This is a genomic window from Micromonospora sp. WMMD754, from assembly GCF_049315235.1.
Classification (GTDB): Bacteria; Actinomycetota; Actinomycetes; order Mycobacteriales; family Micromonosporaceae; genus Micromonospora; species Micromonospora sediminicola.
The window spans coordinates 6,230,717-6,250,939 of sequence record NZ_CP186058.1 but is presented as its reverse complement, the minus strand read 5'-3'; the positions used below and the strand labels follow the sequence as shown (position 1 = coordinate 6,250,939).

General features: G+C 70.5%; 18 protein-coding genes. 4 read left to right on the top strand and 14 right to left on the bottom strand.

Going from position 1 to position 20,223, the window contains the following annotated elements:
- The first annotated feature begins 21 nt into the window (after positions 1-21).
- From ACN27B_RS29255 to ACN27B_RS29245, 3 genes are all read left to right on the top strand, one after another.
- Positions 22-1,092, top strand: coding sequence for a Gfo/Idh/MocA family protein (locus tag ACN27B_RS29255; protein WP_099160222.1), 1,071 nt, complete (start codon positions 22-24; stop codon positions 1,090-1,092).
- Positions 1,089-1,754 carry a GntR family transcriptional regulator gene (locus ACN27B_RS29250; protein ID WP_099160224.1) on the top strand — a complete coding sequence of 222 codons (666 nt, stop codon included), beginning with the start codon at positions 1,089-1,091 and terminating at the stop codon, positions 1,752-1,754. The genes ACN27B_RS29255 and ACN27B_RS29250 overlap by 4 nt, the downstream gene beginning before the upstream one ends.
- Before the next feature lie 195 nt (positions 1,755-1,949).
- Positions 1,950-2,345, top strand: coding sequence for a DivIVA domain-containing protein (locus tag ACN27B_RS29245; RefSeq protein WP_099164506.1), 396 nt, complete (start codon positions 1,950-1,952; stop codon positions 2,343-2,345).
- Between the two features lie 30 nt (positions 2,346-2,375).
- Here ACN27B_RS29245 and ACN27B_RS29240 read toward each other — a convergent pair whose 3' ends face one another.
- From ACN27B_RS29240 to ACN27B_RS29200, 9 genes are all read right to left on the bottom strand, one after another.
- Positions 2,376-2,957: a DUF6434 domain-containing protein gene (locus tag ACN27B_RS29240; RefSeq protein WP_422742454.1), complete on the bottom strand. Its 582-nt coding sequence runs from the start codon at positions 2,955-2,957 to the stop codon at positions 2,376-2,378.
- Positions 2,958-2,996: 39 nt separating this feature from the next.
- A complete protein-coding gene (locus ACN27B_RS29235; RefSeq protein ID WP_157779022.1) occupies positions 2,997-3,836 on the bottom strand; it encodes an alpha/beta hydrolase in 840 nt (279 codons plus the stop codon).
- A complete protein-coding gene (locus ACN27B_RS29230) occupies positions 3,833-4,792 on the bottom strand; it encodes a helix-turn-helix domain-containing protein (protein WP_422742452.1) in 960 nt (319 codons plus the stop codon). The genes ACN27B_RS29235 and ACN27B_RS29230 overlap by 4 nt, the downstream gene beginning before the upstream one ends.
- A 158-nt stretch (positions 4,793-4,950) precedes the next feature.
- Positions 4,951-6,387: an FAD-dependent oxidoreductase gene (locus ACN27B_RS29225; protein WP_422742450.1), complete on the bottom strand. Its 1,437-nt coding sequence runs from the start codon at positions 6,385-6,387 to the stop codon at positions 4,951-4,953.
- A gap of 154 nt (positions 6,388-6,541) precedes the next feature.
- A complete protein-coding gene (locus tag ACN27B_RS29220) occupies positions 6,542-7,654 on the bottom strand; it encodes a hypothetical protein (RefSeq protein WP_253866299.1) in 1,113 nt (370 codons plus the stop codon).
- A 207-nt stretch (positions 7,655-7,861) separates the two neighbouring features.
- A complete protein-coding gene (locus ACN27B_RS29215) occupies positions 7,862-9,559 on the bottom strand; it encodes a hypothetical protein (protein WP_422742448.1) in 1,698 nt (565 codons plus the stop codon).
- A 129-nt stretch (positions 9,560-9,688) separates the two neighbouring features.
- Entirely contained in the window at positions 9,689-10,516 is an 828-nt protein-coding gene (locus tag ACN27B_RS29210; protein WP_099160234.1) for a carbohydrate ABC transporter permease, read from the bottom strand.
- Positions 10,517-10,519: 3 nt separating this feature from the next.
- Positions 10,520-11,464, bottom strand: coding sequence for a carbohydrate ABC transporter permease (locus ACN27B_RS29205; RefSeq protein WP_253866790.1), 945 nt, complete (start codon positions 11,462-11,464; stop codon positions 10,520-10,522).
- Between the two features lie 5 nt (positions 11,465-11,469).
- On the bottom strand, positions 11,470-12,732 hold the full coding sequence (locus tag ACN27B_RS29200; protein WP_422742445.1) for an ABC transporter substrate-binding protein: 1,263 nt from the start codon (positions 12,730-12,732) through the stop codon (positions 11,470-11,472).
- A 532-nt stretch (positions 12,733-13,264) separates the two neighbouring features.
- Between ACN27B_RS29200 and ACN27B_RS29195 the strand changes: the two genes are divergently transcribed.
- A complete protein-coding gene (locus ACN27B_RS29195) occupies positions 13,265-14,086 on the top strand; it encodes a formylglycine-generating enzyme family protein (protein ID WP_422742443.1) in 822 nt (273 codons plus the stop codon).
- 96 nt (positions 14,087-14,182) lie between these two features.
- Here the strand turns inward: ACN27B_RS29195 and ACN27B_RS29190 are convergent, their stop codons facing one another.
- The 5 genes from ACN27B_RS29190 to ACN27B_RS29170 are packed head-to-tail and all read right to left on the bottom strand — an operon-like array spanning position 14,183 to position 20,194.
- The gene (locus ACN27B_RS29190) at positions 14,183-15,484 is read right to left on the bottom strand and encodes a glycoside hydrolase family 27 protein (RefSeq protein WP_422742441.1); all 1,302 of its coding nucleotides are present in this window, start codon (positions 15,482-15,484) and stop codon (positions 14,183-14,185) included.
- Positions 15,481-17,061 carry a sulfatase-like hydrolase/transferase gene (locus ACN27B_RS29185; protein WP_422742439.1) on the bottom strand — a complete coding sequence of 527 codons (1,581 nt, stop codon included), beginning with the start codon at positions 17,059-17,061 and terminating at the stop codon, positions 15,481-15,483. Before ACN27B_RS29185 ends, ACN27B_RS29190 begins: the two co-directional genes overlap by 4 nt.
- A 29-nt stretch (positions 17,062-17,090) precedes the next feature.
- Positions 17,091-17,891 (bottom strand): carbohydrate ABC transporter permease, encoded by an 801-nt coding sequence (locus ACN27B_RS29180; RefSeq protein ID WP_422742437.1) that lies wholly within the window; start codon positions 17,889-17,891, stop codon positions 17,091-17,093.
- 43 nt (positions 17,892-17,934) lie between these two features.
- Positions 17,935-18,900: a carbohydrate ABC transporter permease gene (locus ACN27B_RS29175; protein ID WP_422742435.1), complete on the bottom strand. Its 966-nt coding sequence runs from the start codon at positions 18,898-18,900 to the stop codon at positions 17,935-17,937.
- 10 nt (positions 18,901-18,910) lie between these two features.
- Positions 18,911-20,194, bottom strand: a complete 1,284-nt coding sequence (locus ACN27B_RS29170) for an ABC transporter substrate-binding protein (RefSeq protein WP_422742433.1) — start codon at positions 20,192-20,194, stop codon at positions 18,911-18,913.
- Positions 20,195-20,223: the final 29 nt, after the last annotated feature.

The window sequence follows — 20,223 nt, the reverse complement described above, 5'->3', positions numbered from 1 at the left end:
GTGGGTAGGGGAGGAACGGGGATGGAACGGCCGTTGCGGGGCCTGATGGTCGGTGCCGGCTACTTCGCGCCGATCCAGCTCGCCGCCTGGCGAGCGGTGTCCGGTGCCGAGATCCACGGCCTGGTCGGGCACCGTGATCCGAGGCGGGTGGCCGCGGTGGCCCGGGAGGCCGGCGTGAGCTGGTCGGGGGTCGATCTCAAGGCGGCGATCGCGGAGGTCCGGCCCGACTTCCTGGACATCTGCACGCCTCCGGCCACCCACGCCGAACTGATCCGGCTCGCGGTCGACCGCGGACTACCGGTGCTCTGCCAGAAGCCGCTCGCGCCGACCGTGGCGGACGCCGCCGAGCTGGCAGACCTGGCGCACCGGCGCGGCGTGCCGCTCGTGGTCAACGAGAACTGGCGCTGGCAGCCGTGGTACCGGGAGGCGAAGCGGCTGATCGACGACGGCGTGCTCGGCCGACCGTTCCACACCACCATGCGGATGCGGCCCGGCGACGGCTGGGGGGAGCGGCCCTATCCGGACCAGCCCTACTTCGCCACCATGCCCCGCCTGGTGCTGTTCGAGACGGGCGTGCACTACGTCGACACGACCCGATACCTCTTCGGTGAGATCGACGAGGTCCGGTGCACGACCGCGACCGTCAACCCGGCCGTCACCGGTGAGGACCTCGTCATCGCGGTGCTGCACACCTCCGGCGGCGGCATCGTGGTGTACGACGCCGACCGCTCGGCGGTGGCTCGGACGGTCCGCAGCCTGGCGTACGGGACGATGTCGGTGGAGGGCACGGACGCCACCCTGGAGGTGGCCGACGACGGCACGATGACCGTGCTGCGCCGCGACGGGCGGACGGTCCGGCACGACTACCGGATCCCGGACGGCTGGAAGGGCGGCTGCGCGACCGCCGCCCAGCAGAACTTCGTCGATGCCCTGCGAGGTCGCGCCGAGGCGGAGACGCCCGCCGCGGACTATGTCCGTACGATGCGGGTGGTGGAGGCCTGTTACCAGTCGGCCGCATCGGGGCAGGCGGTCCGGATCCGGTCCGAGCGGGTGACAGGCGTGCCGGAACCCGCGGGTGAGAGGCTGCCGTGAGCACTGAGACGACCTATCTTCCGCTGGAGGAGAGCACCTACCAGCGGGTGCGCGCGATGCTGCTCAGCGGTGAGATCCCGACGGGCCAGCCGGTCAACCAGAGCGAGGTCGCCGTAGCCCTCGGGGTCAGTCGCACACCGGTCCGCCGCGCTCTCTCCCGGCTGGAGGGCGAGGGCCTGGTCACCGCCGGCCCGCGGGGCTGGCACGCGGTGGGCTTCGACGCCGATCGGATGACCGCCGTGTTCGAGATCCGCGCGGTGCTCGAAGGGCTCGCGTGCCGGCTCGCCGCGGGTCGGGCCGGCCGGGCCGAGCTGGCCCGGCTGCGGGTGCTGTTCCAGGACGCCTACGAGCAGCTCACCACCACCGGTTCGGCCGAGGCGTACTACCAGGCGGATGTGGTGTTCCACCGGGCGCTGCTGGAGCTGGCCGGCGAGCCGCTGCTCAGCCGTACCGCCGAGGTGCACCACATACTCACGACGAGCCTCGCCCCCGGGCTCTACCGCGACCCGCACGAGACACATCCCGAGCACCTGGCGATCATCGAGGCGCTGGCGGCGGGCGACGCCGACCGGGCCGAGGAACTGGCCCGCGGGCACATCCGCGCGGCCGTGCCGAACATTCGCACCGGTGCGGTGTACGTGCCGGGAGCGGAGGCCACCTGATGGTCGCCCGGCTCCGGTCCGCGTCCCGGTCCGCGTCGCACCCGGGTGGCCGTCTCCGCGGGCACCCGGTGCGGCGGCCCGGCCAGGCGACGCGGGTGCGCCACGACTGCCCGGGCCCCGCACGAGTAGTGAACCGGTCACCGGGCATCCGCCGTACTCCTGACCGTATGGGTCGTGGCGGGGGCGGAGGCTGACATGGGGACGTACCGCAGCGGAAGCCCGCTCGCCGGGAGACTCACCCCCGAGGACGTCACCCGGGTACGGCTGCCGCTGGCGCCCTGGTACCAGCGCGGCTACCGTCGCGACGAGGTCGACGCGCTGCTGCACCGGCTCGCGTACGAGCTCGGTGAGCGAGGGCGGGAACTGGAGATCGCCTGGGCGGAGGGTCAGCGGATCAAGCGGGCGCTGCGCGTCTGGCAGTCGGAACGAGCCGGCTCCGGGGCGCATGCGAGGCGGACGACCACCGGCCGGCGGGTGCGGCGGACCACCATGCCGAAGCGGCTGCCCTCGGAGCCTGCGGCGGGTTCCGCAGGCACCCCTGGAGCGCACGCGGCGACCCACCGGACGGACACCGAGGACTCCGCGAGGTAGCGGATCGCCCGCACCGGCCGCCGGGGGCGCTCACCGCACCGTCGTTCGCCCCTCGTCGGTCGGCGGCGTGTCGGTCCGGGACGGTCCGGGACGGTCCTCCACCGGCCGCGACCGGTGCTCCTGCCACGCGGCCAGCGCAGCCGCCCGGTCCGCCTGAGGGTGCGCCCTCCGCCACTGCCGCAGGAACGCGTTGAACTCGAACTGTGCTGCCACCGGCCGTTCGCGGGCGGCTTCGGCCCGGGTGTCGTACCAGTGCGAGACGGCATCACCCAGGGTCCGTCCCGCACCGTCACGGATGAACGCCCGCATGAACTCGTCGAAGACGAACCCCTTGCCGACCTGATCGCGGAAGAATGCCCGCAGCACCTGGCTGCACCGCTGCCCGGCGGGAATGACGGTGTCGACCGTCACCGGCGGACCCAGTTGTCGCGCCGACCCTGCCCGCCGAGCATGCTCCGGCGTTGCCGTGCCGTCCAACGCGGCGGCCAACCGCTCGATCAGTGCCAGCTTGCCGCCCCCGCGCGGCACGCCCATTGTCCGGGCCAGTTCCGTCAGCTCGGCGAGCGTCCAGTACCAGCGGCGCAACTCCGAACCGGAACGGACGTGGGTCAATGGCGGGCGATCCGTCACCGTGACTCTCCAGCCGGGCATTCAGGGGAACAGGGGGGTGATGAAGTTCGACACCGTCTCGGTGAACAACGCCGGTCGCTCGATGATCCAGCCGTGTCCGACGCCGGGTACCGTCCGGTGCTCTCCGCGTGCGAAGGCCGCGGCGAGCAGTGGCGCGGAGCGCCGGATGCTGGGCGGTTCGTCGCTGCCGCACAGCACCAGGACCGGTCGGACGAATGCGTTGTCCACCGGAGGTCGATATCCGGTCAGTTCCCGGTTGATGCGGGCGAACGCCCGGGGATGGGTCCGCCGGGCCGCCGACCGGTACCACGGGTGAAGGTCGGCCGGTATCCGTAGCACCCGGGCGTTGGCGCTCAGCATCGGCCGGGTGACGATGAACGGCGCCAGCACCGGACCGAGCAGCCGCGGTGGAGACCAGAACGGCAACGGGACGGCGTTGACTCCGCTGGCGACCGCACCCGCGATCCGATCCGGCGCCGCGCGGGCCAGTTCCAAGGCCAGATACCCGCCGAGCGACAGCCCCACCACACCGACCCGGGCGTCGGGGACCCTGCTGTCGATCAGGTCGGTCAGGTCGTGCACCACTCGGCTCATCGAAGTCCATCGCCGGTTCCGGGCCGTGCCGTGCCCGGGCAGATCGGGGATCAGCAGGCGGAACGAGTGGCCGAGTGTCTCCACGACGGGTTGCCACATCGTGCGGTCGATGAGCAGGCCGTGCAACAGGAGCAGCGGTGGTGCGTCCAGTGGGCCGTGTTCGCTGACTTCCACCTGTTGTCCGTCCGGTGATGATTGACGCAGTCCGCCGCGACTCGCATCCGGCCCGGACCACGCTACGAGGCGCCGGCGCGGCACCGATATCACAGACGCGCCGCAACACTGTCGAAGCCGTGCCCATCTGCCGCCGCCTCCGCTCGCCAGCGGCCCGGGCTCGAGCCGAAGTGGGCCCGGAAGGCGGCGCCGAAGTGGGAGGCGGAGGCGAACTGGTAGCGGTATGCCAACTCGGATGCGCTCATCGGCGACCCGATCAGGTCCCGAGCGCACGCCTGCAGCCGCCGTAGCCGGATGTAGCCGGCCGGGCCGTGGCCGTGGCCGTTGTCGGCGAAGGCGCGGTGCAGCTGGCGCACCGACACGGCGAGCTGGCTGGCCAGCCAGGCGACGGAGAGGTCAGGTTCGGTGAGGTGGTCCTCGACGAGTCGCTCCGCGGCGAGACGCAGAGCGAGGTGAGGGCCGCCCCGTGTGTCACCGAGCGTGCCGTCGAGCAGCAGATCCAGCACCACGGCGAACACCGAGGCAAGGTCTCGCCGGCGGGCGGGGTCCTCGGTGGCGCCCGCCGCCGTCATCAGGTGGGGCAGCTGTCTGCCCAGGGCGCGCCCGGCCGGGTCGAGGGGTGCCGAGCGGATCGCTGCGTCCAGTGCCGCGTACCGGGCCTCGACCAGAACCGGCGGAAGCACGACGAACAACAGCTTGGCGACGGCGGGATAGTCGACCTCGAAGGGCTCTCCGCCCGGTACGACCACGAGCCGGCCCGGCACCACCGGCTCGACGCCGAAGCGGTGCCGAATCCGACCGTCGGCCTTCGTGCTCAGCAGCAGGAATACGCCCCCGGACGACCGTTGTCCGGTCTGCCGCCGCGCGTGCAGCGCACCGGCGCTGACGGACACCAGACGAGTCGGACCGACGTCGGCGATGCTCAGCCGGGCACGGAAGCCGGCCGGATCACGGGCCTCGACCGCTTGGCTGACCAGGCTCTGCCGGACCGCACGGCGGAACTCGTGCAGGCCGCGTGGACCCGAGAAGCGGTGCATGAGCACGGGCACAGTCGCTCCTTGATCTGTCCGCCGCGGCTCGGGTAGCTGCGGGCGCGCTCGGTTCCCTCGATGATCCTCGTGCCCGAACGCGCCGGGCCTCGGCTGTCCGGACGGATCCGAGGCGGCCCCTGTTCGGGATTCCCGGTCGGGGGGGGGGGGGGGGGCGGTCATCCACTGTGGCGGGCGGACGGTCGGGTGATCCGGCGCAGTCCGCGCCAGGCGCCCACGAGGCGGGCGGGTAACGGGGCACCGAGGTCGTCGCCGACGTCGCCGTTCACCCGGCGCCAGCCATCCGCGTACGTGGGGTGCCCGGGTAACGCCCGGGCGAGCTCCGACACGCTGATGCCCTGACGCACCGCGGCGGCCAGCTCGCCGATCCACTGCCCGACCCGGGGCGACACCACCGTGGCCCCGAGCAGCTGACCACCCGGCCCGACGACCAGGTGGCAGAAGCCGCCGACCCGCTCGCCGAGCTCGTCCCGGTCGAGGTCGTCGTCGACCCACCAGCGGGCCCGCGCCCGGTCGCCGTGGAGCCGCTGTGCCTGCTCCAGCGTGACGCCGACCTGCGCCACCTCGGGATCGGTACGCGTCACCCGGGGCACCGGGATCCGGTCGACCCGCCCGACCGGTCCGAGTAGCGCGTTCTCGGCCGCCTGGACGCCCTGCAGTTCGGCGGCCCGGGCCAGCGGCGCGGAACCGGTGACCGGGCCGGCGGCGAAGACCCGATGGTTCGCGCTGCGCAGCCGCTGGTCCACCACGACGTGCCCCCGCACGTCGCGCCGCACGCCGGTGGCGGTCAGCCCGAGCCGATCGGTGCGCGGCCGGCGCCCGACGGCGAGCAGGATCCGGTCGGCCGGCACGATCGCCCCGTCGGCCAGATGCACCGTCCCCACGCCGACGCGGTCGACCAGCTGGCCCGTACGCACCGCGACGCCTTCGGCGCGGAGCCGCTCGCTGATCACGGCGCCCGCGGCCGGTTCCTCGTTCGGCAACAGGCGGTCGGCCACCTCGATCAGGGTCACTCGCACGCCCAGCCGGGCCAGGGCCTGACCTAGTTCGCAGCCCGTCGAGCCGCCGCCGAGCACCGCGATCCGTTCCGGTAGCCGGTTGAGCCGCGACAGGTCGTCGGCGGTCAGCGGTTGCGCGTCGGCGAGGCCCGGGATCAGGGGCACGGCGGGAGCACATCCGGTGGCGATCACCGCGCGACGGAAGCGCACCTCGCGGACCGCGTCGGTGCCGGTGACCCGCAGTGAGTCCGGGCCGGTGAACTCGGCCCGGCCGTCCAGCACGTACGGACCGCCGGCGATCGTGCCGTCGCGCAGTTGACCCGACTCCGTGCGAGCCGCGGCCCGCACGGCGGCGAGCACCGCGACGTCGTCCACCCGAGGCGCGCCGCAGCGCAGCCCGAAACGGCCGGCGGTCGCCAGCGTGTGCGCGGCGTGCGCGGCCGCGATGAGGGCGGTGGCCGCCGCGGACGCGGCGTACCCGCTCGTGCCGTCGTCGACGAGCAACACCTGCGCGTCGAGTCGACGGGCCGTCCGCGCGGCGGCGAGCCCGGCGACACCGCCGCCGAGAACCACCATGTCCCACGTGCCGGTTCGCATCCCTCGCCCCGCTCCGTGACGTCCGCAGCCCGATCCTGTGTCTGTCGTCGCACCGCCGTGAGCTGCGCCCGACCGGGTGGTCGTCGGGCGGCGCGGACGCGCCGCGGCCCGGCAGAGGACACTCCGCCGGGCCGCGACCTTCCCCGGTGTGCGGTCAGTTGAGGGTGCAGACCGCGAGGCTGTCGAGTTCGGGGCGCTGCGCGCCGACGCGGTTGAAGGCGATCTCGATCCGGTCGAGCGCCGCCCCGCGCTTGCTCTTCAGCGGGTTGAGGATGGCGTTGGCGATGAAGTTCGGCCCGCCTTCCGGCTTGACGGCGATCCGGGCAAGCCGAGAGTTGGCCTCGTCGATCTGCTTGTCGAGGGTGGCCAGCTCGGACTGGACCTGCCCGGCGGCCGCGGCCGGCACCGCCGGCAACTCGACGCGGGGGCAGTTCACCGTACGGGCCTGCGCGGCCCCGCCGTTCTCCGACCCGGCCGCCTCGCCCTGGCCGGCGTTGCCGTTGACGGCGCTCGGCGTGCCGGGGGAGTTGAGCGTGCAGGTGGCGAGGTCGACCAGGTCGTCCGGACGGTTGCCGTTGACCCGGCCGATGTTCGTGGCGATGCGGTTCAGGACGGCCACCCGCTTGTTGCGCAGCGGGCCCAGGATGGCGTTCTGGATGAAGTTCGGGCCGCCCTCGGGTTTGACGGCGAGCTTCGCCAGGCGCTCGTTCTGCCGGGCGATCTCCTCGTCCAGGTTCGCCAACTCCTTCTCCACCCCGGCGACCGCCTCGGCCGGCACCTCGGGGAGCTTGTCGCGTACGGTCGGGCAGTCGACCGTCTGCGCGTTGGCCGGCGGGGCGGCCACCCCGCCGTCCCCGGCGCCGCCGGCCGCACCTTCGAGCGTGCAGTTCGCCAGGCCCTGCAGCCCGGCCGGCGCGGCGCCGCCGACGCGGGTGATGTCCTGGCTGATCCGGTCCAGCACCGCGCGGCGCTTGCCGGCGATGTCGTTGAGCTGGTTCTGTGCCGCCTTGGGCTCGCGGGCCAGCCGCTCGTTGACGTTCGCGATCTGCTTCTGCAGATTCTGCAGCTCGCGGTTCACCCCGTCCTGCGCCGCGGCCGGCACCGCGCCGAGCTTGTCGGCGACCGACGGGCAGACCACCGACACCGGCGTCGCGTTGGCGTTCTCGTCGGCGGACGCCAGTTGCAGTCCCGCGCCGATCAGCAACGCGGCGACGGCTCCCACACCGCCGAGCTTCAGGACGGCGTTGTTGCGCGTACCCCTGGTCATGCACCTCTCCTTTGGTCGACCGCACCGGGCCGACGTGACGGGATGTCGCGGCGACCCGGTGCGGTGCGAAGTGAGGACTCAGGAATCGTGCTCGTGCCCGCTCCGGCATCGCGGTTCCGGACGATGTCCTCTGTCGATGAGGAGTACGGGGTGTTCAGCAGGATCGTTCAGTTTTTGTCATAGAATTTCAGGAAACACGAAGACGGGTCAGTTGAAGGCCAACGTAGGGCTGCCCGTGATGTCGAAGCCACCGTCGGTCCTGGCGTTGGCGGAGGTGATCCTGGTGCCACCGATGGTGAGGTTCGTGATCGTCAGCTCCAGCGGTGCCTTCGCCTGCTTGACCAGGTTGCGGGGCAGGTCCTTGCTGCCGTTGCCACGCAGCGAGTTGATCTCCGCAAGGCTGTAGAGCCTGTCCACCCTGGTATCGGCCAGCGTGATGTCGCGGAACGCCTGGCTGGCGGAGGTGTTGGAGAGGGCCACGACCCGGGTGGTGGGTCCCATGATCCGGGTGCCGGTGACGCTGACGTTCGAGATGGCGCCGGAGCCGCCGGCCTCCTGATAGTTCAGCAGGCCCCAGTTCGAGTTGGTGCCGGTCCACTCGGTGTGCAGCAGGGTGTTGTTGGTGGCGGTGATGTTGGAGATGGTCTTGGCGAACCAGCCGAGCTGGAACACGGCACCGTTGTCCATCTGCCACAGGGTGTTGTTCTTGATGGTGGCGTTGGAGCTGTAGAGCTTGAAGGCGTCGTCGAAGGCGGAGACGAACGAGTCGCTGATGGTGGTGCCGGTCAGGGCGGGGATGCCGTCGCCGTTCCAGCCCCAGTTGCCGAGCACCTTGACGTCGGAGATGGTGCCGGTGAACCGGGACTCGTCGTCGCCCTGCTTGGCGGTGATCTCGTTGTCGCGGTGGCCGGTGACCACCCAGTGCGGGGCGTTGACCACGGTGACGTCGTGGAAGCGGAACTTGTCGGTGCCGAGCTGCACCATCTTGACGGTGTACTCCCAGCAGTCGTAGCTGCACGAGGTGGTGCCGTTGGTGCGCTTGTCGGCCCGCCAGTTGAAGTCCTCACCGGAGAGCACGCCCCGGCCGGTGACGGTGAAGCCCTGCTGGGTCGACTTGCTCACCGTGGCGGAGTCGATCGCGCCCTTGACGTACGCGCCGCCGGCCAGGTGCACGCGCTGCACGGAGTCCGGCACCGGCCAGTAGCCGAGGTCGTGCACGCCGCGGGTGAAGATCACCGTGGTGGAGCGGGCGGCCCGGGAGCGGTCGAAGGTGGCGCCGGGGTTGACCACGTAGGTGTCGGGGGCCGTGCGTGACGGGTCCGCCACGGCGGCGCGCGAGTCGTCGGCGAACAGCAGCATCCCGTCCAGCGGCAACTGTCGGAGGCTGTCGTAGCGGTTGTCGATGAACTCCACCGACAGCTTGGCCTTCGGCCGGTTGACCCGGATCTTGATCTGCCGGGCGGCGAGGTCCTTGCTGACGATGGTGTAGTCGCCGGTGCCGCGGACCTTGATGTCGGTCACGGCTCCGGCGGCGGCCGTCCGGGTCACCGTGACGGTCGGGGTGGTGCCGACCGGGAACCAGAACGAGGACCAGTTGAACGACCGGTTGTCCGCGCGGGCGTAGTCGCCGCCGTCGCAGTTGGTGCTCGAGCAGGTCCGTGCCTTCGGTGCGGTGCGGTAGACCGACGGGTTCTTCCCCTCCACCGACACCGCGTAGATCGACGACTTGTCGCCCGCGGGCAGCCCAGGGGTCTTCGCGACGGTCACCGCGGCGACGGCTGCGGCGGTCGGGGGAAGGGCTGGTTGCTGCCCGGCATACGCGCTGGTGACGCCGGCGACGGCCAGGCCTGCGGCGACGGTTACGCCCAGGGCGAGTGCCCCGAGGCGTCGGGTCTTTCCTGCCATAGCCTTGCTCCTTCGGTGTGGTGGGGGTGGGGGGTGTGTGGTGCCGCGGTCGCGCCCCGGGCAGGCGTGGCGAGGGTGGTGCGGGTGGGGACACTCCGCGGGACGGTGGGAGGTTTCAGGACTCGCCGGCTACTTCTCGGCGCCGGCGAGCATGCCCTTGATGAAGTGCCGCTGCAGGAACAGGTACGCCAGCAGGATCGGCGCCATCGCGGTCAGCGACGCCGCGGCGGCGGCGCCGAGGTTGCTGCTCTGCTGGGAGAAGAAGGACCCGATCGCGGGGGCGATGGTGCGGACGTCCTGGGTGGTCAGCATGTAGACCGACATCTGGTAGTCGTTCCAGATGAACACGCCGGTCAGGATCGCCACGGTCGCGGTGACCGGCTTGAGCAGCGGCAACACGATCCGGAAGAACACCCGGAAGGTGCCCGCGCCGTCGACCCGGGCGGCCTCCTCAAGGGCGGTCGGCACCGTCCGGATGAACGCGGCGTAGAGGAACACGCTCAGCGGCAACTGGCCCGTCACCAGGATCAGGATGATGCCCCAGTAGGTGTTGACCCCACCGAGTTGGTTCATCAGCGAGTACAGCGGCACGAGCACGCTCAGCGGCGGCACCATGATCGAGCCCAGCATCAGCAGCATCACCACCCGGTTCACCCAGGTGCCGCGCCGGGCCAGCGGATAAGCGGCGAGCGCTCCGAGCAGGCAGACCAGGACGGTGGCGACCGAGGTGACGACGAGGCTGTTGACGATCGCCCGCAGGATGCCGCCCTGTTCGATGGCGATGCGGAAGTTGTCCAGGTAGAGACGCCCGGTCGGCGGCATCCACTGGGAGCTCAGGTCACTCTTGGGCTTGAGCGCCGTGGTGAGCGCGACGTAGAACGGGACGAGCTGGATGACCGCGAAGGTGAGCAGGAAACCCACCGAGGCCAGCCGGAACAGACGGTGTCCGATCAGCATTGCTCACGCCTCCAGCCGGCGCTTGTTGAGTGCCGCGTTGAGCACCAAGGTCATGATCATGATGACGGCGAAGAGAGCGACGCCCATCGCGGCCGCGTACCCGGCGCTCTGCGCGTTGAAGTAGGTCAGGCCGATGAAGGTGGACACCGAGTTGGTCGAGTAACCGGGGCCGCCGCCGGTGAGCACCTTGATCACGTCGAAGAGCTTCATGCCGCCGATCAGGTTGAGCACGATGCTGGTGGCGAAGGCCGGCTGCAGCAGGGGCACGGTGATCCGGCGGAACAGCGACCAGCCCGACGCGCCGTCGAGCCGGGCCGCCTCGTAGTACATCGTCGGGATCGACTGCAGCCCGGCCAGGTAGATGATCATCGACAGGCCGACGAACTGGATCGTGTTGACGGCCACGATGATGGCCACCGAGCCGGTGGTGGTGCTCAGCCACGCCTGCTGCTCACCCCCGAGCGCGACCACGACGTCGTTGAGGGCGCCGTTGTCGTACTGCAGCAGCAGGTAGTAAATGGTGCCCATGATGACCGGGGAAACCAGCACCGGCAGGTAGATGATCGCGCGCAGCAGGGCCCGTCCCCGCATCGGCCGGTCCAGCGCGAGCGCCAGGCCCAGGCCGAGCACCTGCTGCAGGACGGTGCTGCCGAGGGCGTACACCAGGGTGTTGACGAAGACGGTGCGGAAGGTGCCGTCGTTGAGCAGCCGCTGGTAGTTCTCCAGGCCCACCAGGTGGTGGCCGGGACTGTAGCCGTCCCAGTCGGTGAACGACAGCCCGACCCCGTTGACCAGCGGGTACGCCGTGAACATGGCCAGCAGCGCCAGCGCCGGCAGGTAGAGGACGTTCACCAGCCCCTGCCGAGGCCGATGTCGGGGGCCGGCCGTCGGGCGGTACGTCGCGTCCGCGCTGCGACGCACCGCCGTGTCGATGCCGCTGTCGACCATGTCGGTCACTTCGCCTGCGCGTACAGCTTGGTGAAGTCGGTCTTGACCTTGGCCACGCTGTCGGCGACGGTCGACTGCTTGGTCACCACGCCGTCGGTGGTCTTGACCATGGTGTCCCAGGCGCCGTTGGGCATGTAGACCCGGTCGAAGTAGGGGACGGTCGGCACCGCGCCCGACTTGACGTACGTGTCGTAGCTGCTCTGCAGGCCGCCCAGGTCGGACTGGGCGCTGGTCAGGCCCGGCGCGGACCCGGAGGCCTTGGCCAGCTTGGTCAGGTTCTCCGGCTGGGCCAGGAACGCGAGCAGCTCCTTGGCCTCCTTCGGGTGCTTGGTGTCCTTGTTGATGCCCAGCGCGTTCTTCTCGCCGCTGATCAGGTAGGGCTTGCCGCCGTTGGCGGTGGGCACCGGCATGAAGCCGATCCTGGCGTCCTTCTTGTACTCGAACGCCGAGGTGGCGACGAAGTTCATCAGGAAGCTGAACCCGGTCTTACCCTCGGCGAGGGCGCGGGCGACGTTGTCCGTGGTCGCCGAGCTGTAGTCCTTGTTGAACAGGCCGGCCTCGCGGAACGCGCCGACGGTGTCGAGCACCTTGGTGTAGCTGCCCTCGGCGAACGTGCCTTCCTTCATGCTCTTCAGCTCGGCCTCGCTGAAGACGCCCGGCGCGATCCAGTCGACGAACAGGCCGGTCGGCCACTGGTCCTTGCCGGCCGCGTAGATCGGGGTCTCGCCCTTGGCCTTGATCGCGGCGGCGGCCCGGTTGAAGTCGTCCCAGGTCTTGATGTCGTCGGGCTTGACGCCGGCCTCGGCCAGCACGTCGGCGTTGTAGAGCAGGCCCGCGATGTCGGTGTCGACCGGCATGGCGTACAGCTCGCCGCCCTGGCCGAGCATCGCCGGCTTGAGCGCGGGCGCGAGGTCCTTGGCCCAGGGCTCGTTCTGCAGCGGCATCAGGAACTTGCCGTAGCGCAGCAGCGACCACCCGTGGGTCATCCAGATGTCGGGGATGTTGCCCGAGGCCAGCCGCACCTTGAGGTCGCCCTCGTGGTCGGTGCTCGACGGCACCAGGTTGACCTTGACGCCGGAGTGGTCGGCCTCGAACTTCTTGACCAGGTCCTGGTACTGCCCGTAGAGCGGCGAGTCCACCGCGGTGCCGGTGAGGAACTCCAACTGCCCGCCCTTCCCGCCGCCGGAGTCGGTGCCACCGCCGGTGCAGCCGGTCAGGGCGATTGTGAGTGCGGAGATCGCCGCGGTGAGGACGAGGCGTCGTCTCATGGGTGTGTCCTTTCCAGGGGGTGGGCCGGCGGGCCCACCGGCAGGCGCGGCACCGGGTCGGGTCGGGTCGGGTTCGGTGCGCGCCGGGTGGGGTTCGGAGTGGATCGCCGGCCGGGGGGCCGGGCGCTGGGCGGTGCCGAGGCAGGCGACACCCGGGTGGGCGGGATCGTCGCCGTGCCGTGCGGTGGTGTGCCCACCGCGGTGCGGTGTGCTGTCAGCGGGCCATTGTGACCGCTCACATTGAGCGTGAGTCTGGTCGACTGAAAACCGGCAAGTCAAGCGTCCTTCTAGTTACGGTTGGGTCACGAGCGGCCTTCTACCAGTATGTTCACGCGCACATGCTCGTCCGACTATTGATCAAGGCCGCTCATTGTTACCGTTCTCAAACATGAAGTCGCCAGAGGTTGCGTCCTCCGCCTGCTGCCAGCCCGGCACAGCGGGAGGATCCCCTGCGGCGGTCGGCCCGCCGCACCCCGTTCCCGGATTCACGTCCGATCCTGCCCGTCCCGAACCAGCCGCCGCCCTGGCCGAGATGGTCACTGTTCCGGCCGGTTCGTTCTGGATGGGCGCGGACGGCCCCGGCACCGTCCCCGGTGACGCCGAGGGCCCGGTCCGCCAGGTCCACGTCGACGAGTACCGGATCGGCGTCACGACGGTCACGAACGCCGCGTACGCCGAGTTCGTCGACGCCACCGGATACGTCACGGACGCAGAGCGCTACGGGTGGTCCTTCGTCTTCGCCGGCCTCGTCGGCCCCGAGGCCTGGGCCGGCGTGCTGCCGGGCACCGTCGCGGCGGCGCCCTGGTGGTTCGCCGTGCGCGGCGCGAACTGGCGGCACCCCTTCGGTCCCGGGTCGTCCGTCGACGAACTCGCCGACCACCCGGTGGTGCACGTGTCCTGGTACGACGCCTCCGCCTACGCGCGCTGGACCGGCACCCGGCTACCGACCGAGGCGGAGTGGGAGAAAGCCGCGCGGGGCGGCCTGGACCAGGCCACCTACCCGTGGGGCGACCAGCTGCTGCCCGGCGGCGAGCACCGGATGAACGTCTGGCAGGGGGAGTTCCCGTTCCGTAACACCGCCGAGGACGGCCACCGTGCCACCGCGCCGGCCCGGTCCTACCAGCCCAACGGGTACGGGCTCTTCAACGCCTGCGGCAACGTCTGGGAGTGGACGGCGGACTGGTGGTCGGGCGACCCGGCCGGTGGCGGGTCAGGGCGCGACGCGGCCCGCGTGGTCCGAGGCGGGTCCTACCTCTGCCACGCGTCGTACTGCAACCGCTACCGCACCTCGGCGCGGACCCGTAACACGCCCGACACCTCGGCCGGCCACACCGGCTTCCGCGTGGCCTGCTGAGCCGGGCCCGCCGGCCGCTCGGCGGGGGACCACACCGCCGAGCGGCCGGCCGGGTCGCGAGGCGACGCGGGGTCGGGGACCCGGCCGGTGTACCGGTCAGCCGAGGTGCTGGACGCGAAAGAGCCGGGCGCCGTGCGCCTCGACGTGCATGCCGGTGGTGCCGGAGGCCTTGCCCTGATCCGACCGACTCCACAGGTCGCGCAGCGTCACCTCACCGTCGATGCCCACCGCCCGCAGGTCCAGCTGTACGTCCCGGTCGTCCTTGCCGACGTTGAACACCGCCAGCGCGGTGCTCGACTCGTCGAGCCGGGAGGTCCAGACGATGACGTCGTGCTCGCGGTACACCTCCCGGGCCCCGTCGCCGTCGCGCAGGACGGCCAGCACCTCGGGGTTGGTCAGCAGGGCCCGGGTCTCGTCGTCGAGCCGGGTCAGGTCGGTGCCGAGCATCAACGGCGAGCGGGCCACGCACCACAGGGTCATCAGGGTCGTCTGCTCCGGCCTGGTGAACCGGGTGTACCGGTCGCGCACCCCGGTTTCGCCGGAGCGCAGGGCGATCCGGCCCAGCGGCAGCATGTCGGCGTCCGGCCAGTGTCCCGGGCCGGCGTACGGGGCCCAGGCGGCGCAGATGTCGAACGCCGCACGCAGGTCGCTCCACCGGTCCCAGAAGTCGGCCGTGGTACGCCACATGTGCGCCCGGGAACTCAGGTGACCGGCCTCCGCCACCGGGGTCGGGCCGCAGGAGAGGCTCAGCACCATCTCCCGGCCGCAGGCGTCCAGCGCGTTGCGCATCAGGTTGATCTCGCCCCGGTGGTACGGCAGCAGCATGTCGTCGGCCTTGACGAAGTCCACCCCCCACGAGGCGTAGAGCGCGAACAGGGAGTCGTAGTACTCCTGGGCCCCGGGGCGGGTGGCGTCCACGCCGTACATGTCGGTGTTCCACGGGCAGATGGAGTTGGTCTGCGCGATGTCCCGGGCCGTCACGTCGCTGCCCAGGATCGGGGTGGCCGCGTGCACGGCCTGGCGGGGCACGCCGCGCATGATGTGGATGCCGAACTTCAGGCCCATCGCGTGGATCCGTTCGGCCAGCGGCGCGAAGCCCCGGCCGTCGGCCGCCGACGGGAACCGGTTCGCCGCCGGCACCAGCCGCGAGTGCCCGTCCACGGTCAGCGGTACGAACGGCCGGTAGGCGGAGCTGTGCGCGTCCGGCTCGTACCACTGGATGTCGACGACCAGGGTGTCCCAGCCGAAGGGGAGCAGCTCCCCGGCCAGCACCTCGGCGTTGGCGAGGATCTCCGCCTCGGTCACGCTGGCGCCGTAGGTGTCCCAGCTGTTCCAGCCCATCGGGGGAATGGCGGCCACGGTCATGTTCTTGTCCTGCGCTTCCTGGTCGTCGGTCACGAGCGGTCGTTCGAGGCGACGCCGGCGGGCACCGGTCGGATCCGGTCCGGTGGGCCGGCGTCGAGGATGGTCGGCCCGTAGGTGGGCAGGGCGGTCATGATGTAGTTGTTGAAGATCTCGTCGCCGTACGCCAGCGCGTTGTCCCACAGCCGCCGGTACATGTCCTCGACGACGGGTCGCAGGTGCGCCGGCACCAGGTCCAGCGGTCCGACCCCCAGTCGGCGCTCGGCGCGGGCGCCGGCGAGCAGGTTGGTCATCTCGTCCGGGTCGGCCCGCAGGTCGTAGAGCTCGTCGTCGTCGAACAGGTTGCAGACCAGCTTCCAGTCGTCGGTCATCACGATGCGCTGGATTCCGTACGCCTCGTTGCCGTTGGACTGGAAGAACAGCGCCTCGCGGACGTCGTCGGCGCGGCTGCCGTCCAGCCACGGTCGCAGTGAGTGCCCGGACATCGGGGCGGGCGGACCGGCGTCGCAGATGTCGACCAGCGTGGGGCCGATGTCGACCAGCGACACCTTGGCGTCGTTCGTCCGGCCCCGCATCGGCGCCGGCAGGCCGGGCCAGCCGATGACGGTCGGGATGTGGTACGCCGACTCGAACGCCGGCAGTCCTTTGGTCCACAGCCCGTGGTCACCGGCGTAGTCACCGTGGTCGGAGAGGTAGAGGATGACCGTGTCCTCGTCGGCGCCGGCGTCGGCGACGGCGTCGAGCAGCAGGCCGAACAGGTGGTCCTCGTAGCTGCAGAACGCCAGGTAGTGGCGGATCGCCTCGCGGTGCTCCCGTTCGGTGAGCTGGTCGAAGCGGTCCCGGGTGCGGCGGTACAGGGCCGGCTTGTCGGTCATCGGGTCGGCGAAGTTCGGCGGCAGTTCGATGTCGTCGAGGTCGTACAGGTCCAAGAACCGCTGCGGCGGGGTGTACCAGTCGTGCGGGCCGAGGGTGCCCACGTAGAGCAGCCACGGTGCGACCGCGCCGGGTGCCTCGGCCCGCAGCCAGTCCACGGCGTGCTGCACCACGGTGCCGTCCTGGAACGGGTTCTCGTCGACGCCGTAGTGCACGTAGCGGGGGAACCCCGGCCGGACGATCTCGCCCTCGCTGCGTCCCCCGTCGGGGCTCGATCCCGGTCGCCACGCCTTGCGGATCTCCATCTGCCGGGCCAGCTCGCGTTGCGCGTCCCAGGAGTCGGGCTGCGGCTGCGAGCGCTGCGGCATGAACAGCTCCCGCCAGCCGAGGTCGGCCGGCATCTGCGCGTTGCTCACGTGCCACTTGCCGCTGAAGACCAGGTCGTAGCCGGCCTGCTGGAAGTCGGAGAACCAGAATCGGGTGCCCGGGCGGGGGCCGCGGCTGAGCGCGTTGGTCAGGTTGACGTTGTTCCACACGCCGTGCTGGGAGGGGTAGAGCCCGGTGAACAGGCTGGCCCGCGAGGGGCAGCAGTGCGGCGACGGGGTGTAGGAACGTTCGAACGTCACCGCTCGGGCCCGGAACTCGTCGAGGCGCGGGGTGTGGGCCTTGAGTCGGTGTCCGGGCAGCACGGTGGCGCCGCGCTGCTGGTCGGTCATGAAGATCAGTACGTTGTGCGCCATGGGGCCGGCCTTTCTCGTCGCTGTCGGCGTCACTTGGCGCCGGTGAACGCGATGCCCTCGATGAACCTGCGCTGCAGCAGCAGGAACAGAATGATCATGGGGATCTCGGCCAGCAGCGAGCCGGCCATCAGCATGGGATAGTCCGCCAGGCCCTGGCCGACCAGCGTGGAGAGGCCGGCCGCGAGGTTGAGCTTGTCGGTGTCGGAGTTGACGAAGAGCGGCCAGAGCACCTCGTTCCAGGAGAACAACGCCACGAAGATCGCCAGCGCGATCATGCCGGGCCGGGCCAGCGGCAGCATCACCGATCGGAAGGTGCGGAAGTACCCGGCCCCGTCGAGGGCCGCGGCCTCCTCCAGCGACCGGGGCAGGCTGAGGAAGAACTGCCGCATCAGGAACGTGCCGAACGCGCTGAACAGGCCGGGGGCGATGAGACCGGGCAGGCTGTTGAGCCAGCCGAGCGACTGCATGATCTCGCTCTGCGGCAGCAGGTACAGCTCCCGCGGCACCATCATGATCGACAGCAGCAGGAGGAACAGGGTGTTGCGGAACGGGAAGCGCAGGCGGGCGAAGGCGTACCCGGCCAGCGAGCAGAGCGCCACCTGCACGACCGTGCGGACCAGCACCGAGACCACCGAGTTGAGGAACAACGCGCCGAACGGCAGCGCGTCGGTCGCCTTGCGGTAGTTGTCCAGGTTCCAGTTTCCTGGCAGCAGCGCCGGTGGCACCAGCAGCGACTCGTCGATCGTCTTGAACGAGGTGAGGAGCTGCCAGAGGAACGGGAAGAGCATCACCACCGCGCCGACGATCAGCATGCCGTGCGTCCAGCCCATGGCCGAGTCCCGCCGGACACCCGAGCGCCGGGGCAAGGTTGGTTCACGCGTCGTCATGCACCCACCGCCTCTGCAGCGCGAACTGCGCTCCGGTCAGGATCAGGTTGACGACCAGCAGCACGGTGACGATCGCCGCCGCGTAGCCCCGGTCGTGGTAGATCAGCGCCTGGTCGTAGAAGTAGTAGACGATGGTCTGGGCGGACTGGATCGCCGGATTCGACGGGCCCATCATGATCAGCACCAGGTCGAAGGTCTGCATGGCGCCGATGACGGTCAGCACCGACACGAGGAAGACCGCCGGGCTGATCATCGGCACGCTCACCCGCAGGAACCGCCGGGCCGGGCCGGCCCCGTCGAGCTTGGCGGCCTCCAACAGGTCACCGGGCACGTTCTGCAGGGCGGCCAGCAGCAGCACCACGTGGTGTCCGATCCCGGCCCAGACGCCGACGAGGCCGATCGCCAGGATGGTGGTGCGCGAGTCGCTCAGCCACTGGACCGGGTCGAGCCCGACGAGCCCGAGCAGTTGGTTCACGACGCCGTGCTCACCGTTGTAGAGCAGTTGCCAGATCATCCCGATCGCGACCGGCATGGTGACCACCGGCAGGAAGAACACGACCCGGTACGCCGACCGGAACCGCAGCCCGCACCGGTTGAGCAGGCCGGCGATCACGAGGGAGATCGGGATACCGAGAATGGCGATGCCCGCGTAGGCGAAGGTGTTGAGCAGGGCGCGCCAGAACTCGCCGTCGGAGACGAGCCGGTGGTACTGGTCGGCGCCGACGAAGCGCTCGCCGCCGAACACTCCGGTCTCGGTCAACGAGAGGTAGAAGTTGCGGACCAGCGGATAGAAGGCGAACAGCGAGACGCCGAGGAAGAGGGGAAGGATGAACAGGTATCCGGCCGCCGCCTCCCGACGGCGGGCAGGGCTGGCGCGTCGCCGGCGGTGCGGAGGGCCCGAGCGGACCCCCCGCGCCGGCAGCGGACGCGACTGCGTCAACTGCTGCGTCATGACCCGCCCCTTACTTCTTCTGCTTTTCCTTGTCCAACGCCCCCTGCATGTCCGTGGCGAGCTTGGCGCAGGCGTCCGGTACCGGCTGCTTCTGCTCGAACGCGGGAGTGAGGTCGTCGACGAGCTGCTTGAGCCAGACCGAGCTGTTGAGCGAGGCGGGCAGCGGGGTGGCGATCGAGACCGCATCGGTGACCGGCTTGAGGTCGAACACGTCGGTGAACTTGCCGACGTAGTAGTGGTCGGTGTCGCGGTAGGCGGTGAGACCGACCCCCTCCTTGGCGTAGATCTCCGCGGCGGCCTTGGAACCGAGGAACTCGATCAGCTGGTAGGACTGCGCGGGGTGCTTGGCCTTCGCCGGCATCACGTTGCCGAGCGAGGAGCCGGGAGTGGCGTTGCCCGCGGGGCCGTTCGGCACCGTCACCACACCGATCTTGCCGCGCTTGGCCAGCGCCGACTGGGCGTAGGAGTTGGCGAACCAGGACCCCTGGTAGAGCATGCCGACCTTGCCGGAGAAGAACAGGCTGTTCATGTCGGTCTGCGCGGTCACCGAGAGCTTCGGGGCGGAGCCGTTGGCGATCATGTCGGTGAGGTACCGGACGCCGGCCTGCGTCTTCGGGTCGGCGAAGCCGGTCTGCTTCCGGTCGGGGGAGAGCACGTAGCCACCCGCCTGCGGGATCGTCGTCTGCACCCCGACGTGCCCCTGGTCCAGGGAGACCGCGGTGCCCCAGACGCCGGCCTTCGGGTCGGTCAGCTTCCTGGCCGTGGTCTGGAAGTCCTGCCAGGTCCAGGAGGGCTGCGGCTCGGGCAGCTTGGCCTTGGCGAACAGTTCCTTGTTGTAGTAGACGACGACCACGGTGCGGTTGTTCGGCAGCGAGTAGAGCTTGCCGTCCCAGCTGTACATGCTGCGCATGCCCTCGGGAACCGCGTTCACGTCGAAGCCGGACTCCTTCACCCGCTCGTCGATCGGCGCGATGACGCCCTCGGACGCATAGAGCGGGAAGTGGTACGGGTTCAGCCAGAACACGTCCGGCAACGACCCGGTGCTCGCCTCGTTCTGCCGCTTGGCGAAGTACTGCGCGAAGCCGGTGAGCTGGATCTTGACCTTGATGTTCGGGTTCTGCCGGGTGAACTCGGCGAACATCTTCTCGAACGCCGGCACCTGGTCCTGCTGCCACATGGCGTAGGTGAGGGTGACCGGTCCGTCGGAGCCGGTGTCGGAAGAGGAGGAACAGCCGGTGGTGGCAAGGCCGAGCGTGGCGATCACCGCGAGCGCGGTGAGTTTGAGCGATCTCACTGTGGTTCCCTTCGGGTGGTGGTGACGGT

Excerpts from the sequence above, each read along its gene's own strand:
- ACN27B_RS29255 (WP_099160222.1), top strand. The coding sequence starts at position 22 with ATGGAACGGCCGTTGCGGGGCCTGATGGTCGGTGCCGGCTACTTCGCG.
- ACN27B_RS29245 (WP_099164506.1), top strand. The coding sequence starts at position 1,950 with ATGGGGACGTACCGCAGCGGAAGCCCGCTCGCCGGGAGACTCACCCCC.
- ACN27B_RS29225 (WP_422742450.1), bottom strand. The coding sequence starts at position 6,387 with ATGCGAACCGGCACGTGGGACATGGTGGTTCTCGGCGGCGGTGTCGCC.
- ACN27B_RS29220 (WP_253866299.1), bottom strand. The coding sequence starts at position 7,654 with ATGACCAGGGGTACGCGCAACAACGCCGTCCTGAAGCTCGGCGGTGTG.
- ACN27B_RS29215 (WP_422742448.1), bottom strand. The coding sequence starts at position 9,559 with ATGGCAGGAAAGACCCGACGCCTCGGGGCACTCGCCCTGGGCGTAACC.
- ACN27B_RS29210 (WP_099160234.1), bottom strand. The coding sequence starts at position 10,516 with ATGCTGATCGGACACCGTCTGTTCCGGCTGGCCTCGGTGGGTTTCCTG.
- ACN27B_RS29205 (WP_253866790.1), bottom strand. The coding sequence starts at position 11,464 with ATGGTCGACAGCGGCATCGACACGGCGGTGCGTCGCAGCGCGGACGCG.
- ACN27B_RS29200 (WP_422742445.1), bottom strand. The coding sequence starts at position 12,732 with ATGAGACGACGCCTCGTCCTCACCGCGGCGATCTCCGCACTCACAATC.
- ACN27B_RS29195 (WP_422742443.1), top strand. The coding sequence starts at position 13,265 with ATGGTCACTGTTCCGGCCGGTTCGTTCTGGATGGGCGCGGACGGCCCC.
- ACN27B_RS29185 (WP_422742439.1), bottom strand. The coding sequence starts at position 17,061 with ATGGCGCACAACGTACTGATCTTCATGACCGACCAGCAGCGCGGCGCC.
- ACN27B_RS29180 (WP_422742437.1), bottom strand. The coding sequence starts at position 17,891 with ATGGGCTGGACGCACGGCATGCTGATCGTCGGCGCGGTGGTGATGCTC.
- ACN27B_RS29175 (WP_422742435.1), bottom strand. The coding sequence starts at position 18,900 with ATGACGCAGCAGTTGACGCAGTCGCGTCCGCTGCCGGCGCGGGGGGTC.